Below are 14,446 nucleotides of genomic sequence, written 5' to 3'. Positions count from 1 at the left end.
CCAGCAGGTACGGCAGCGGAGCGTCGGCGTGAGTGTGGAGCCCGGCTGGTACGTCGACCCCGCCGACCGCGAGACCCGTCGTTACTGGGACGGCGAGGGTTGGCTCGGCGCGGCCATCCCTGTCGACGCGACCCCGCCCGACGGACCGCCCCCACCCGAGCCGCCGCCCGTACCGGTCACCCCGGCCGGCTCTCCCTCGGCGGAGACCCCGCCGGGCTGGCCGCCGCAATCCGGCCAGCCAGCCCACCCGGGGCCCGGCCCGCAGTCCGTCCCGCCTCCGGGTTGGGGTCCGCAGGGCACCCCGCCTCCCGGCTGGGGTCCGCAGGGCGGTCCGCCTCCGGGCTGGGGCCCGCAGAACGGTCCCGCCGGTTGGAGCCCGCAGAGCACCCCGCCCGGTTGGAGCCCGCAGAGCGTGCCGCCCGGCTGGGGTCCCGGCTGGCCCGGCCGTCCACCGGAGCCGCGCCCGCACGGGCTCAGGTTGGCCGGTTACGGCCGGCGGCTGGTCGCCCGTTTGATCGACTTCGCTGTCGTCTTCGCGCTGAACGTGCTCGTCAACGGCTGGTTCGTCTGGCGGTGGCTGGAAGAGCTGACGCCGTACTGGCGGGAGGCGTTCCGGCGTGGGATGGAGGGCAACACCTCCCGCGAGGGACTGCCGCCGATCAGCGAACAGGCCGGGCTCCTCCAGGTGGCGATCGTGGTGATCGCCACCGCGCTGTGGCTGGCGTACGAGGTGCCCGCCATGGCCGGCAACGGGCAGACCATCGGCAAGCGGGTGATGCGTATCCGCGCCGTCCCCATCGAGGCCGACCAGCCGTTGGGCTTCGGCCGGGCGCTGCGCCGATGGACGACGCTGGGCATGTCCACCCTGCTCTGGCCCTGCTTCGGGATCGGTCTGCTGGTCCAGCTCATCGACTCCGTGTCGCCGCTCGTCGACCACCCGCTGCGCCGCGCGCTGCACGACCGGGGCGCGCTGACGGTGGTCGTCGAGGTCCCCGCCACCACCGGTCCCCCCGCCTCCGACGATCACCCTCAGCCCTCGGGAGACACCCCATGACCGACTCCGGACGTCACCAGCCGGCGGTGCGACTGACCCGCGCCGACCTGGACGCGCTGCCCAGCTACGTCCCCGGGCGCAGCCCCGCCGACCTGGCCCGCGAACTGGGTCTGCCGGAGGCCATCAAGCTCGCCAGCAACGAGGTGCCGTACGGGCCGCTGCCGGGCGTGGTCGAGGCGGTCACCGAGGCGGTCAGCGGCTCGCACCGGTACCCGGACATGGGCGTGGTCGCGCTGCGCGACGCGTTGGCCCAGCGGTACGGCGTGGACGCCGACCGGATCGCCACGGGCTGCGGGTCGGTGGCGCTCGCCGAGCACCTGGTGCGGGCCACCTGCCTGCCGGGTGACGAGGTGCTGTACGCGTGGCGGTCGTTCGAGGCGTACCCGATCATCGCGGCGACCAGCGGCGCGACCAGCGTGCGGGTCGCCAACGACGCCGGGCACGGGCACGACCTGGCGGCCATGGCGGCGGCCGTGACCGACCGGACCCGGATGATCCTGGTCTGCAACCCGAACAACCCGACCGGCACGGCCGTCCGCCGGGCCGAGCTGGACCGGTTCCTCGACTCGGTGCCGGACGACGTGCTGGTGGTCATCGACGAGGCGTACCGGGAGTTCGTCACGGACCCCGAGGTGCCGGACGGCCTGGACTACCTCGGTCGGCCGAACGTGGCGGTGCTGCGCACCCTGTCCAAGGCGTGGGGCCTCGCCGGGCTGCGGATCGGCTGGCTGGTCGCGCAGCCAGCGGTGGCGGCGGCGGTCCGCAAGGTGGTGACGCCGTTCTCCACGAGCACTGCGGCCCAGGCCGGCGCGCTCGCGGCGCTGGCGCAGGCCGACGAGATGGAGCGCCGGTGCGCGCTGGTCGTCGCCGAGCGGGACCGGGTCACCGAGGCGCTGCGCAAGTTCGTGCCCGACGTTCCGACCAGCCAGGCGAACTTCGTCTGGCTGCCGCTGGGCGACCGGGCCGTGGCGTTCGGCAAGGCGTGCGAGTCGCGCGGGGTGATCGTGCGGCCGTTCGCCGGGGACGGCGTCCGGGTCACCATCGGCACCCCGACCGAGAACGACGCGTTCCTGGCCGCCGCGGAGGCGGCGCTGACCTGAGCGAACGCGGTATGACCAACCGGTGACATAAGAGCTGTTTGTCTGGTTTTGCACGGTATTTGCCCTATCTTCCGAAGTAGCCGGCGCGGCGCGGACCCGTGCCGGCTCACTTCGAGAAAACGGGGTAACGAACAGTGCGTACTGCCAAGATCTGCCTCGCCGGAGCAGCCGCGGTGGCGGCGGTCGGCTTCCTCGCGGCACCCGCCGCCGCGGCACCCACCGACACCACGACCACCACCTTCGAGGTGCTCGCCGGCACCCTCGACATCGACGCGCCGGCCACCGCCGACCTGGGCACCGGCGCACCCGGTGGCACCATCACCGGCCAGCTCGGCACGGTGACCGTCACCGACTCCCGGGGCTCCGCCGACGCCTCCTGGGTCGCCTCGGTGACGGCGACGGTCTTCCAGACCGGCGGCGGCTCGCCGCCCGAGACGGTCCTGCCGTCCGAGATCGACTACTGGTCCGGTCCGGCGACCGCGACCACCGGCGACGGCACCTTCACGCCGGGCCAGGCCACGGCCGGCGACGCGGCGCCACTGGACAGCACCACCCCGCTCACCGCGTTCACCCACTCCGGCGGCACCGGCGGCAACACCGCGGCCTGGAACCCCACCCTGGTGGTCAACGTCCCGCTGGACAGCATCGCGGGCGTCTACACCGGCACGGTGACACATTCGGTGGCGTGACCGCCGGGGGCGGTCGACCATCGCGGTCGCGCTCGCCCTGTTCTGCCTCGCCGGTCCGGGTCTGTCGACCCGGGCCGGCGCGGCCGAGCCGGACGCGGGGTCGGACGAGGGCAGCATCGGGATCCGGTTGCTGGAGGCCCCGACCGACCGCCGCGACGACCCGCGGGCACTGCGCTACATCGTCGACCACCTACCGCCGGGCACCACCATCAACCGGCAACTGCTGATCGTGAACCGGACCGGCGAGCCGCGCCGCGTCGACGTGTACCCCGCGGCAGCGACCCTGGAGGGTTCGGCCTTCACATTCGGGGAGGGCAGGGCGGCCAGCGAGCTGACGTCCTGGACCACGGTCGACCGCGACACCGTGGAGTTGGAGCCGTGGGGCGAGGCACGGGTCCGGGCGACCGTCACCGTGCCGACGGCCGCCCCCCGGGGCGAGCGGTACGGCGTCATCTGGGCGTCCACCACCTCAAAGCCCCGGGCGAGCGGCCAAGTCACCCAGATCCACCGGGTCGGTGTTCGGATGTACCTCGACATCGGCCCGGGTGGCGAACCGGCCTCGGACTTCACCATCGGCGACGTGCTCCCGGCCCGCGGTCCTGAGGGCGTGCCCACGGTGACGGTCCAGGTCACCAACACCGGCGGCCGGGCCATCGACCTGACCGGCACGGTCAGCCTGAGCGACGGGCCGGCCGGCAGTCGAGCCGGGCCGTTCCCGGTCGGGAAGGGCGTCACGCTGCCCCCGGGCGGCTCGGGACTGGTCGTCGCCCAGTTCCCCACCGAGCTGCCCAACGGCCGCTGGAAGGCCGAGGTGAACCTGGAGAGCGGGCTGGTGAAGCGGAGCCTGACCGCGCAGATCGAGTTCACCGACCCCGCTGCGGCCGGCCGCAAGGGCAGCGTCGTGTCCCGCCTGCGCTCTCCCTGGGCGGTGGGAGTTGTCGTCGCGGCGCTGCTGCTGACGACCGGTCTCGCCGTGCTCGTGCGCCGCCGCTCCCGCCGGACCCCTGCCGCCGCGCGCCGCGAACACGTTCCGGCCGACCGGCAGGCGGGCCACGTCAGCTCGGTCGGCGGCGACGGGCGGCCAGCCAACCGATGACCACCAGCGTCATCCCCACGGCGACGAGGAGCAGAATCGACCCGTTCGGGCCGGTGACCGGCAGGTTCCCACCGTGGCTGGGCGTCGGGGTGGGCTGCCGGGTCGGCGGGGGCGTGGTTGGGGTGATGGTCGGCGATGCCGGCACCACCTCGAAGGTGACACCGGTGTCGTCCGACGGCGCCACCCGCACCGCGGCAACCGCGCCTGCCGGCGGCCCGCCCGGCAGGAGCGCCGATGGCACCGTGCTCACGAGTCCGGTGGCAGCGGCGAGCACACCACCGACCAACCACCTGGTTGCCCTGCTGGCCATGTCGACCCCTCCCACCCAGAAACCTGAACCGTGAGAAAAGTACCTTTTCCGGACAGATGTGGTGAAAGATTCGGAACCCGGTGCCCCGATCAGGTGGCGGCCAGGATCACCGCCTCCGAGGTCAGGTAGTAGCGCTGGTCGTCGCCGTCCGGATCGACCGGCTCGCGCAGCCGCTCCATCGCGACGTAGCCGGCCTCGGCCCAGACCGCCCCGGGCGTCCAGCCCGTGCCGTCCGAGCCGACGTTGAGCGTGCTGCGGGACAGCAGACGCCCGGTCGCCGGGTCGAGCGTCACCAGGTCGTTCCCCTCGGTCAGCAGATGCACCCGGCCGGGCTGGGCGGCGAGCACCCGCGCCGGGCCCAGGCCCGCAGAACGCCACAGCTCGGCACCCGTACGCGCCGACCGACCCACCGCTACCCCGTCGACGACACCGACAGCCTGTTCGCCGACCACGACGACGCCGGCCGGGTCCAACGCGGGCGCGGCCACCGGCTCGCCACCGCCCAACGCCCAACCCCGGCCACCGGCGTCACCCGGACCCGCCGTGCGTAGGGCCAGACACCCCGACCGGCCGGTACGACATCCGAGCGGGGTGACCACCAGGTGATCCGGGTCGCCCGGGGGTCGCCAGCGCTCGCCCACCAGGCCCGTCGCGGCGTCCCGGAACTCGATCGTGGCCGGGCCGGAGCAGGTGTCCAGTCCGATCAACTGCCCGGTCGCCGTGGTGCCGACGTCGCTGCGGCAGTCGCCGGGCAGGTCGGTCCGCCACAGCTCCCGACCGCTGGACACCTCCACCCCGCTCGCCCGCCCGTTCCCGGTGACCGTCAGCACGGTCCGGCCGTCCGGGAGGTCGGTGAAAAGGAGCCCGCTGGGGTTCCAGACGATGGCGGCACCGGTGCGCCGGACCACCGCCGTGCTCGCAACGGGCACCGGCCCGTCGGCCCGCCAGCGGACCCGCCCGGTGGACGCGTCGAGCGCGACCAGCCGGCCGTCCGACCAGCGGCTGACCACGATGGCGCCGCTCGCCACCACCCCGGTCAGCTCCGCCGGCCACCGCCGGTACGACCAGTAGGGGGTGGTGCGGTGCCGCCAGTCGACCGGCCGGTCGGCGTAGACCTGGCGGTGGGCGGCGTACACCCGCAGCCGCCCGTCCACGATCAACGGGGCGACCGGGAGACGGCCGATCACACCGGCCGCGGGTTGGGGCGTCACCGGATAGTCCGCTCGGGCGGGCGTACTCACCTCGGCCGGCGCGAGCACCCGGTGGACGACGACCGCGACGGCCGCCACGGCGAGTAGCACCGCCACCGCCAGCACGAGCCGTCGCCGGCCTCTCGGGAACCCCATGCCGCACCTCCGCCCGGCACCCTACCCAGCGCACTGGGTCGGAGCCCGGTCAGGTTGTACGGGTCAAGCTCCGGGCACGTGCGCTCAGGCCGCTTCGAGGGAGCCGGCGGCGCGAGCAGCGACGGCCAGGTCGGCGAGGTCACGCCGGAGCGCCACCTCGACCGCACGGGCGGCGAGGCCACCGAGCAGCAGGGCCACCACCCGCCCGTACGGATCGGTCGGCACCGCCTCCTGGGTGACGGTGACCGCGGTGCGCGGGCCGCGACGTCGCCGGGCCGGACGCAGACGCCAGGTGATCCGGTAGTCCGCACCGGCGCCGGAGGAGCAGAGCACCAGCCGCTGGGGTGCGAGCGCCTCCACCACCAGGAACTCCTCGGTGAGGGTGCTGCCGCCCGGCTGGGCGCGCTCGGCACGCCAGGCGGTGCCCGGCCCGAACGGGCCCGGGGTCAGCACCTCGACCGGGCCGGCCCCGGTCAGTCGGGCGGCCCGGTCGGACAGGTCGGTCAGCAGGCACCAGACATCGACGGCGTCCGCCTCGATGAAACCGGTAACCGCGACCGTCGACATGCCACCCTCCCGTGCCACCGACGGTACGCGCGGTGCGGGCCGGACGAGGCCCCCGGACGGAATTTCCACCACCCGGAGGCCACGTTGTCCGTTCCGCCGGTGCGACACCGCTCAGCGTTCGAAGCGACCGGACCTGATCGCCCCGACGAACGCTGTCCATCCCGGCGGGCTGACGGCCAGTGTGGGGCCGCTCTGGTCCTTGGAGTCGCGGACCGCGACCAGGCCGATCACGTCGACCAGGTTGTCCGCCACCTCCACGCAGAGTCCCTGGTCGTTGGACCGGCTGCTGGTGCGCCAGAGCGCTCCGGTGAGATCGTGCATCGTTGTTACCTCCGTGTGCGTCGGGACGCCCCACCACTGGACAGGGGGTGGCGGGGCGACTGATCCGCGTGATCAACGGGGTAACCGGGGTGTGGTTATCGCACAGACGGTGCGACCATGAGTCTCGTCGATGAGACGGCCCGGCGGCGGGTGCCTCAGCGGGCCGGCTGGACCGTTCCGGTGACCTCGCCCAGGGCGATGGTGGTGCCGTCCAACCCGGGCGCGGTGGCGGTGATGGTGACGGTGTCGCCGTCGGCGAGGAAGGTACGGCTCTCGGCGCCGACCTTGGCCGGCTCGGCCCCGCCCCAGGTCAGTTCCAGGAACGAGCCGACCTGGGAGCGCTCGGGGCCGGAGACGGTGCCCGAGGCGTACAGGTCGCCGGTGCGCAGGGACGCGCCGTTGACGGTCAGGTGCGCCAACTGCTGGGCCGGCGTCCAGTACATGCCGGCGAACGGCGGTTCGCTGACCCGTTCGCCGTTCCACTCGACCGACAGCCGCAGGTCGAGCCCCAGGTGCGGGACGTCGCGCAGGTAGTCGACGACCGGCGGGTCCTGATCCGGAGCCGGCACGAAGGCGTCGGCCAACGCTTCCAACGGCGTCACCCAGGCCGAGACCGAGGTGGCGAAGGACTTGCCGAGGAACGGGCCGAGCGGCTGATACTCCCAGGCCTGGATGTCGCGGGCCGACCAGTCGTTGACCAGCACCACCCCGAAGACGTGATCGGCGAAGTCCGCCACCGGGACCCGGTCGCCCAACGCGCTGGGCACACCCACCACGAAGCCGACCTCGGCCTCGATGTCGAGGCGTACCGACGGGCCGGTCACCGGACCCTCGGCGGACGCCCGCTGCCCGGTGGGCCGAACCACCGGCGTGCCGGAGACCACGACGGTCCCGGCGCGGCCGTGGTAGCCGATCGGCAGGTGCTTCCAGTTGGGCAGCAGCGGCGGCTGACCCGGGCGGAAGATCTGCCCGACGTTCGACGCGTGGTGCTCCGAGGAGTAGAAGTCGACGTAGTCGGCCACCTCGAAGGGGAGCAGCATCTCCACGTCGGCCAGGGGCACCAGCAGCGGCTCGACCGCCGGCCGGTGCGCAGGGTCGGTGAGCAGCCCCACGATCCGCTGGCGGACCGCCGTCCACTGCGGACGCCCGAGCGCCATGAAGTCGTTGAGGGTGGGCCGGCCCAGCGCGCCGGCGGCCAGCACCAGCCCGGCGGCCTCCGCCCCGGTCAGGTCGAACACCCACGAGGAGATGCGTACGCCGATCCGCGGCCCGTCCCCGCCGGAGGAGAACACCCCGTACGGCAGGTTCGTCACGCCGTACGGCGAACCGTCAACGCCGCTCACCCAGGTCATGCGTCGTAGCCCCCGTTCACCAGCCCCAGCCGGATCAGATCGGTAAGTGGTTCCAGGATGCTGCACGAGCCGAAGCCGACCCAGAGCGGGCGCGGCGCGTCCAGCCGTCCGTTGACGCGTTCGAGCAGCGGACGTGGATCGAGGGCGGCCAGCAGCTCGGCGATCACGCGCACGCTCTCCCCGTCGGCGGCGGCGAGCGTCGCGGCCAGCACGTTGGCGTAGCCGTGGTGGGTGAACCCGGTCTCCGGGTCGAGGTGCCGCACCGCCTGGTGCAGTCCGGCGGTGAGCTTGAACGGCAGCGCGCGGTCGCGGCAGGCGCAGAGCACCGCCGCCAGCTCGGCCGGGGTGGGGAACAGTTCGGCGGCGAGGCCGCCGGTGCGGAACTTGGCGGCGATCGGCACGCCGTCGGCGCGGGCGGTGGCGAGGGCGTCCAGGGCGCCCATCAGGCCGAAGGTCAGCGGCAGCTCGGCGTAGACGGCCTCGACGCCCGGCAGGGTCTCGGTCAGCCGCAGCAGTTCGGCGACGCCGGGTAGCGGATCCTCGCCCCGCTTGGCGACGGCCACCTCCACCTGGCGGGCCGTGACGCCGTCGGGTGGCAGGAACGAGAGCGCGAAGGGCAGGCGGGCGATCCCGGTGTCACCGATCAGCCCGATTACCAGGCCCTCACGCTGGTCGACGAGACCGCTCAGGTTGCCGGTCACGACGGTCGAGGCGGGGACGAGCAGCGGGCCGACCAGATCCGCGTACCAGGCGGCGCGGTGCTGGCGGTGCGCCTTCAGAGCGTCGGGCAGCGTGGCGCTGCCCGGAGGGAAGACGGCGGCGTCGTCCACCAGGCCGTGGAGGAGCGCGGGCACCTGCGTTGACACGGAACAAGAATCTACGGGACGCTACAAGGAACGGACAACAGCGTCCGATTATCGGACGCCTTCGGCCGGTGAACGGGATATATCGGGAGGCGAGATGCCGTACTACCGCAGCGTCGGCGAGGTGCCGCGCAAGCGCCACACCCAGTTCCGCCAGCCCGACGGCAGCCTCTACGCCGAAGAGCTGATGGGGCAGGAGGGCTTCTCCTCCGACTCGTCCCTGCTCTACCACCGGCACGCGCCCACCGCGATCCTGGCCGCCGACGTATTCACCCCGCCCGCGTTCACCCGGACGGCGAACCTGCCGCTCAAGCCCCGCCACCTGCGCACCCACAAGCTCGACGCCGGCGATGCCGACCCGATCCTCGGCCGGCAGTACCTGCTCGCCAACGACGACGTCCGCATCGGGTACGTCCTCGCCGACCGGCCCTCCCCGCTGTTCCGCGACGCCACCGGCGACCACTGCCTGTACGTCGAGGCCGGCACGATGCGGGTCGAGTCGCCGTTCGGGGCCCTGGACGCGGTCGCCGGCGACTACGTCGTCATCCCCACCTCGACCATCCACCGGCTGGTCCCCACCGGTGACGTGCCCGTCCGGCTGCTCGCCGTCGAGGCGTCCGGGCACATCGGTCCGCCCAAGCGCTACCTCTCCGTACGCGGGCAGTTCCTGGAGCACTCGCCGTACTGCGAACGAGACGTCCGCGGCCCCGACATGCCCCTACTCGTGGACGGCGAGGAGGTCGAGGTTCTGGTCCGGCACCGTCGCGGCTGGACCCGCCACGTCTACGCCAACCACCCGTTCGACGTGGTCGGCTGGGACGGGCACCTCTACCCGTGGGCGTTCTCCATCCACGACTTCGAGCCGATCACCGGCCGCATCCACCAGCCCCCGCCGGTGCACCAGACCTTCCAGGGCCCGAACTTCGTCATCTGCTCCTTCGTGCCCCGCAAGGTCGACTACCACCCGCAGTCGATCCCGGTGCCGTACAACCACCACAACGTCGACTCCGACGAGATGCTCTTCTACACCGGCGGCAACTACGAGGCCCGGCGCGGCTCCGGCATCGAGCAGGGCTCGATCTCGCTGCACCCCTCCGGGTTCACCCACGGGCCCCAGCCGGGCGCCGCCGAACGCTCCATCGGCGCGGACTACTTCGACGAGCTGGCCGTCATGGTCGACACCTTCCGCCCCCTCGACCTCTGCGACGCGGCACGCGCCTGCGAAGACGACGCCTACGCCTGGACGTGGGCGCGCCGCCCCTAGCGGACGGTTGTTCTGGTGAAGGCGGCGAACTCGGCTATCACCGTGGCGACGATGGCGAGCACCAGCGGCCACGGCGAGCCGACCATGGCGTACACGAGTAGCAGCAGCGGCGCGGCCGCCACCGCGTAGATCGCCAGGGCCATCGTCCGGTCGGCGTGCAGCATGGCCGGCAGGACGCTCCGGGTGAACCCCGGAAGCCGGGCCGCGAGCTGCCACACCACGACGCCGCCGGTCAGGGCGGCGAGCACCGCCAGGACCCGGGAGAACCCGTCGTTCGCCGACGCCGCGAACGCGACCACCACCGCGGCGACCAGTGACCAGCCCGCGCCGTAGAACACCAGGCGGTGCAGGCCGTACGCGAGGGTCCGTGGGGAGTCGATCCGGCTCGGGCCGAACGTCACCATCTCGGCCATCTGCTCCAGCGCCGCCGACCAGCGGCGCTGCTCCAGACGCAGAACGCCGACGTCGTGCCCGACCTCGGCGAGGCGGGGGTCGAGCCGCAGCGCCTCCCGGTAGGCCCGCTCGGCCAGGTCGAACAGCTCCAGCCGGGCCGCGACCAGGCTGAGCACCAGGTGCGCCGGCGGCTCCTGGGGGGCCAGCTCGACCCCACGCCAGGCCGCGTTCAGCGCCGGCTGGCCGTTGCGCGCGTCGGCCAGGATCGCCGCGGCGCTGCGCTGGGCGTACGCGTCGGCCGGCCCGAGCGCCAGCAGCCGGTCGGCGGTGGCGGCCGCGTCGGCGTACCGCCCCAGATCGGCCAGCGCCATCGCCCGCACGACGAGCGTCGGCGGGGCGTCCGGTGCGGCGGCAACGGCCGAGTCGGCGGCGGCGAGCGCGTCGGCCGGCCGGTCGGCGGCGAGATGCACCCGGGCCAGCATGGTGAGGGCGTCCGGGTCGGCGGGCTTCAGCGCGAGCCCCTCGGTCAACTCGCCGGCCGCCTCGTCGTGCCGGCCCAACTCGGCGAGGAGCTGGGCGCGTTCGAGGTAGCCGTCGGCGGCGAACCGGTCGGGGGCGGGATCGGTGGACATCGCGGCGAGCCTAGGCGGCCGGGGCGTCGTACACCAGCGCGACGGCGACGCCCGCCAGACCTTCCTCACGGCCGGCGAAGCCGAGCCCGTCGGTGGTCGCGGCGGAGACGGTCACGGGTGCGCCGACGGCCTCGGAGAGCACCCGCTGAGCCTCATCCCGCCGACGGCCGATCTTGGGCCGGTTGCCGATGACCTGCACGGACACGTTGCCGATCGCCAGGCCGGCGGACCGCACCCGGCGGGCCGTCTCGGCCAGCAGCGCCACGCCGGACGCCCCCGCCCACTCGGGCTGGTCCACCCCGAAGGCCGAGCCGAGATCACCGAGCCCGGCGGCGGAGAGCAGCGCGTTGCAGGCGGCGTGGGCGGCGACGTCCGCGTCCGAGTGCCCGGCGAGACCGTCCTGGTCGGGCCAGAGCAGGCCGGCAACCCAGCAGGGTCGGCCGGGCTCGAACGCGTGCACATCGGTGCCGATGGCCACCCGAGGAACGATCATGATCCGAGACTACGCGTAGAACGAAGGTGCGGTCCCGCCGTGCGGTCGCGAGGCGTCAGTCGCTGGCGGCGAGCAGGTGCTCCGCCAGTGCCAGGTCGAACGGACGGGTGATCTTCAGCGCGTACTCCGAGCCGGGCACGCAGGCCACCGCCACACCCTGCTTCTCGACCAGGCCGGCGTCGTCGGTGAGCGGATCACCCGCGGCGGCGTGCGCGGCGGCCAGCACGGACCGGCGGAAGCCCTGCGGGGTCTGCACGGCGCGCAGGGCGGACCGGTCGACGGTGCCCAGCACCACCTCGTCGGGGCCGACCTCCTTGATGGTGTCGACGACCGGCAGGACCGGGATCACCGCCGGCTGGCCGCCCCGGACCGCGGCGGCGACCGATTCGACCAGCTCGGGTGGGGTCAACGCGCGGGCGGCGTCGTGCACCAGGACGATTGTCGGGCCGGCCGGCACGGCCGCGAGCGCGGCGGCGACGGAGGCCTGTCGTTCGGCGCCACCGGCCACCACGGTCACCGGCGCCACCGAGGCCAGCAACTCACGGACACCCGCCACCTCGGCCGCCGGTGCGGCCACCACGATCGTGTGGACCGACGGTGCGGCGGCGAGCCGGCGCACGGCGTGCACCAGCAGCGGTTCTCCGGCGAGCAGGCGCAACGCCTTGGGTCGACCGGGACCGAGGCGTACGCCGGCACCGGCCGCAGGCACGAGGACCGCGACGTCACCGCGCGGGTTGAGCTGCGCGGTCACGTCGCGGTCCTCGGTGGTTTCTTCGCTACGAAGTGGGTACGACGATGCTGTGCGGACTAGGCCTCGGTGAGGACCTTGTCGAGCAGCGTCTCCGCCTCGTCCTTGGTGCTCTTCTCAGCCAGCGCGACCTCGCCGACGAGAATGTCGCGGGCCTTGGCCAGCATCCGCTTCTCGCCTGCGGAGAGGCCCCGCTCCCGCTCCCGACGCCACAGGTCACGCACGACCTCGGCGACCTTCAGCGGGTTGCCGGAGGCCAGCTTTTCCAGGTTGGCCTTGTAACGCCGCGACCAGTTGGTCGGCTCCTCGGTGTGCGGAGCCCGGAGAACGTCGAAGACCTTACCGAGGCCCTCTTCGCCGACCACCTCGCGAACGCCCACGATCTCGGCGTTCTCAGCCGGCACCCGGACCGTCAGGTCACCCTGCGCGACCCTCAGGACGAGATATTGCTTGGGCTCGCCCTTGATGACCCGAGTCTCGATTGCCTCGATGAGTGCGGCCCCGTGGTGGGGGTAAACAACGGTCTCGCCGACACTGAAAACCATAGGTTCGAAACCCCTTTCGCTGTGTCTAGGGTAACACGCTCAGGCAACGATGTCTCACCGATGTCCTGACCGTTGGCGCAGCTCAGGGGCCCTGTGAGAGGTCTTTCTTCAGCTTGACAGGCGGTCAAACCGATGGTTCAAACACGCTCCGTGACGATCGGATGACTTCCCGATACGAGTGAACAGAACGTCGAGATCAAGGGCTATGCGCTCCTCCCATGGTATCCCGGCGTGCGGGACCGCGCCCAGATGTAGCGGGACGTGCCCCCGGTGCGGGACCCTGGAGTCCGAGCCACACTCCGCTCTCGAGACGCTTCCTGGGGGGTCCGATGGGCAAGCCGGACGCAGAGGGCCACGGGCCATCCGACGGCCTGCCCGACCTACCACCCGAGTGGGGCCGCATCGTCGTCCCCGACGACGCCTCCGCCCTCGCCAGCGAGGCCGCCCAGGTACGTCGTGAGCTGCGCCGGGCCACCGGCCGGTACGCCGGACGCCGGGCACTCGCCCTGCCGCTGCTCGTCCTGGTGGTGGCGGTGCTCACCACTCTGACCGGCCTGCTCGCCGTGACCTGGCCCCGCGCCGGCCGGAGCACCGACCGGCCCACTCCGGCGCCCTCCCCACCACCCGTTTCGCTCACCGGTCAGGCGCTGCCCGCGCTGGACCTGGTCGACGCCGGGCAGGCGCCCGTTCCGCTCCGCGGCCTGTTACCCGCCATGATCATCCTCGTGGACGACTGTGGCTGCCCCGACGTCGTCACCGAGGCCGTGGCGGCGGCGCCCACCGGCGTCACGGTGGTCACCGTGACCGAGGGCCGGGCTGTCGCCACCGCACCACCCGTCGACGGCGTCCGCGCGCTGGCCGACCCCGCCGGCGGTCTGCGCTCGTTCCTGGGCCCCGGTGCCGCCAACGCGCTGCTGGTCGGCCGCACCGGCGTGGTGACCCGGGTGCTGCCCGGCGTCGGGCCCGTCGACGCGTACCAGGACGACCTGACCGCCCTGGCCCGCTGAACGGCCTACGACGGGGGCAGCGCGACGAGCTGCGCCTCGACGTCGATGGGCTGGTCGCCGACGGCCGACAGCGACACCCGGAACGGCCCGCCGCCGGGCAGCAGCCGGGCGGACGCGAGCGTGCCGTCGCAGTCGATGCGCGGCGGGCCGGCGATCTCGGCCCCGGTGCTCGTCACCGCCAGCGTGCCCGGTCGGGTGCACCGGTACTGGAGCAGGAAGCGGGAACCGTCGTCGGACGCCTGCCGGGTCCGCTCCTCGCCGGGCGCCAACTCCCGCTGCTCCCGCCAGATCGTGCTGCGGAACGAGGGCAGGTCACTCCCGGGGACGAGAATCCCCACATCGCCGTCGACGTCGGCGATCGCGCCCGTCTCCGCGTCGATCGCGATTCGCGAGTTGCCGCCCACCCGGACGGCCTCGCCGGTCTCCGGGTCGATCCGAACCGTCACGCCCCGTTCCCCGGGTTCGATGCGGGTCAGGATGCGCTCCAGTTCGGTGCTGACGCTGGGCGCGACCACCGGTGAGCTCACCGGCCCGGCCACCGGGGCGGGCGCGGCGGCATGCCACCACCAGCCGCCCACCGCGAGCGCGGCCAGGGCCGCACCGACCAGCACCGCCGACCGCAACCGGTCGTCCGCCCCCGCATCCATGGAACGAGCGTACCGGTCG

At 73.3% G+C, this 14,446-nt stretch carries 17 protein-coding genes; 6 read left to right on the top strand and 11 right to left on the bottom strand.

Features of this window, described 5'->3' with window-relative positions; all coding sequences use genetic code 11:
• The first annotated feature begins 28 nt into the window (after positions 1 to 28).
• The 4 genes from AB0I89_RS20185 to AB0I89_RS20170 all read left to right on the top strand — a co-directional run bounded on the left by AB0I89_RS20185 (position 29) and on the right by AB0I89_RS20170 (position 3,939).
• A complete protein-coding gene (locus tag AB0I89_RS20185) occupies positions 29 to 1,054 on the top strand; it encodes an RDD family protein (RefSeq protein ID WP_357128726.1) in 1,026 nt (341 codons plus the stop codon).
• Positions 1,051 to 2,154: a histidinol-phosphate transaminase gene (gene hisC / locus AB0I89_RS20180; protein ID WP_357128723.1), complete on the top strand. Its 1,104-nt coding sequence runs from the start codon at positions 1,051 to 1,053 to the stop codon at positions 2,152 to 2,154. The genes AB0I89_RS20185 and hisC overlap by 4 nt, the downstream gene beginning before the upstream one ends.
• Positions 2,155 to 2,288: 134 nt before the next feature.
• On the top strand, positions 2,289 to 2,843 hold the full coding sequence (locus AB0I89_RS20175; RefSeq protein WP_357128720.1) for a hypothetical protein: 555 nt from the start codon (positions 2,289 to 2,291) through the stop codon (positions 2,841 to 2,843).
• Positions 2,844 to 2,970: 127 nt separating this feature from the next.
• A complete protein-coding gene (locus tag AB0I89_RS20170; RefSeq protein ID WP_357128717.1) occupies positions 2,971 to 3,939 on the top strand; it encodes a hypothetical protein in 969 nt (322 codons plus the stop codon).
• On the opposite strand, the gene AB0I89_RS20165 is transcribed toward AB0I89_RS20170, so the two are convergent.
• From AB0I89_RS20165 to AB0I89_RS20140, 6 genes are all read right to left on the bottom strand, one after another.
• Positions 3,899 to 4,249, bottom strand: coding sequence for an LPXTG cell wall anchor domain-containing protein (locus AB0I89_RS20165; RefSeq protein ID WP_357128713.1), 351 nt, complete (start codon positions 4,247 to 4,249; stop codon positions 3,899 to 3,901). The genes AB0I89_RS20170 and AB0I89_RS20165 overlap by 41 nt on opposite strands.
• 89 nt (positions 4,250 to 4,338) lie before the next feature.
• Entirely contained in the window at positions 4,339 to 5,595 is a 1,257-nt protein-coding gene (locus tag AB0I89_RS20160; RefSeq protein ID WP_357128710.1) for a PQQ-binding-like beta-propeller repeat protein, read from the bottom strand.
• Positions 5,596 to 5,679: 84 nt separating this feature from the next.
• Entirely contained in the window at positions 5,680 to 6,162 is a 483-nt protein-coding gene (locus tag AB0I89_RS20155; protein WP_357128707.1) for an SRPBCC family protein, read from the bottom strand.
• A gap of 111 nt (positions 6,163 to 6,273) precedes the next feature.
• A complete protein-coding gene (locus AB0I89_RS20150; RefSeq protein ID WP_355050986.1) occupies positions 6,274 to 6,483 on the bottom strand; it encodes a DUF397 domain-containing protein in 210 nt (69 codons plus the stop codon).
• 155 nt (positions 6,484 to 6,638) lie between these two features.
• A complete protein-coding gene (fahA, locus tag AB0I89_RS20145) occupies positions 6,639 to 7,835 on the bottom strand; it encodes a fumarylacetoacetase (protein WP_357128704.1) in 1,197 nt (398 codons plus the stop codon).
• The gene (locus AB0I89_RS20140) at positions 7,832 to 8,701 is read right to left on the bottom strand and encodes a hypothetical protein (protein ID WP_357128700.1); all 870 of its coding nucleotides are present in this window, start codon (positions 8,699 to 8,701) and stop codon (positions 7,832 to 7,834) included. The genes fahA and AB0I89_RS20140 overlap by 4 nt, the downstream gene beginning before the upstream one ends.
• Before the next feature lie 94 nt (positions 8,702 to 8,795).
• On the opposite strand from AB0I89_RS20140, the gene AB0I89_RS20135 reads away from it, so the two are divergent.
• Positions 8,796 to 9,962, top strand: a complete 1,167-nt coding sequence (locus tag AB0I89_RS20135) for a homogentisate 1,2-dioxygenase domain-containing protein (RefSeq protein WP_357128697.1) — start codon at positions 8,796 to 8,798, stop codon at positions 9,960 to 9,962.
• Here AB0I89_RS20135 and AB0I89_RS20130 read toward each other — a convergent pair.
• The 4 genes from AB0I89_RS20130 to AB0I89_RS20115 are packed head-to-tail and all read right to left on the bottom strand — an operon-like array spanning position 9,959 to position 12,773.
• The gene (locus AB0I89_RS20130) at positions 9,959 to 10,987 is read right to left on the bottom strand and encodes a tetratricopeptide repeat protein (RefSeq protein WP_357128694.1); all 1,029 of its coding nucleotides are present in this window, start codon (positions 10,985 to 10,987) and stop codon (positions 9,959 to 9,961) included. The two genes, AB0I89_RS20135 and AB0I89_RS20130, sit on opposite strands and share 4 nt — an antisense overlap.
• A 10-nt stretch (positions 10,988 to 10,997) precedes the next feature.
• Entirely contained in the window at positions 10,998 to 11,483 is a 486-nt protein-coding gene (gene ispF, locus AB0I89_RS20125; RefSeq protein ID WP_357129236.1) for a 2-C-methyl-D-erythritol 2,4-cyclodiphosphate synthase, read from the bottom strand.
• 52 nt (positions 11,484 to 11,535) lie between these two features.
• Positions 11,536 to 12,231 (bottom strand): 2-C-methyl-D-erythritol 4-phosphate cytidylyltransferase, encoded by a 696-nt coding sequence (ispD, locus tag AB0I89_RS20120; protein ID WP_357128691.1) that lies wholly within the window; start codon positions 12,229 to 12,231, stop codon positions 11,536 to 11,538.
• A 56-nt stretch (positions 12,232 to 12,287) separates the two neighbouring features.
• A complete protein-coding gene (locus tag AB0I89_RS20115) occupies positions 12,288 to 12,773 on the bottom strand; it encodes a CarD family transcriptional regulator (RefSeq protein WP_007073334.1) in 486 nt (161 codons plus the stop codon).
• A 329-nt stretch (positions 12,774 to 13,102) separates the two neighbouring features.
• Here AB0I89_RS20115 and AB0I89_RS20110 point away from each other — a divergent pair, with 329 nt between their 5' ends.
• Complete coding sequence (locus AB0I89_RS20110) at positions 13,103 to 13,780, top strand: hypothetical protein (protein WP_357128688.1); 678 nt, start codon at positions 13,103 to 13,105, stop codon at positions 13,778 to 13,780.
• Positions 13,781 to 13,785: 5 nt separating this feature from the next.
• On the opposite strand, the gene AB0I89_RS20105 is transcribed toward AB0I89_RS20110, so the two are convergent.
• Positions 13,786 to 14,427, bottom strand: coding sequence for a hypothetical protein (locus AB0I89_RS20105; protein WP_357128685.1), 642 nt, complete (start codon positions 14,425 to 14,427; stop codon positions 13,786 to 13,788).
• Between the last annotated feature and the right edge of the window lie 19 nt (positions 14,428 to 14,446).

Origin of the sequence: Micromonospora sp. NPDC049801 (assembly GCF_040656575.1) — a bacterium.
In the GTDB taxonomy this organism is placed as follows: domain Bacteria; phylum Actinomycetota; class Actinomycetes; order Mycobacteriales; family Micromonosporaceae; genus Micromonospora.
Note: the sequence above shows the minus strand (reverse complement) of the source record. Positions and strands in the feature narration are given on the sequence as shown.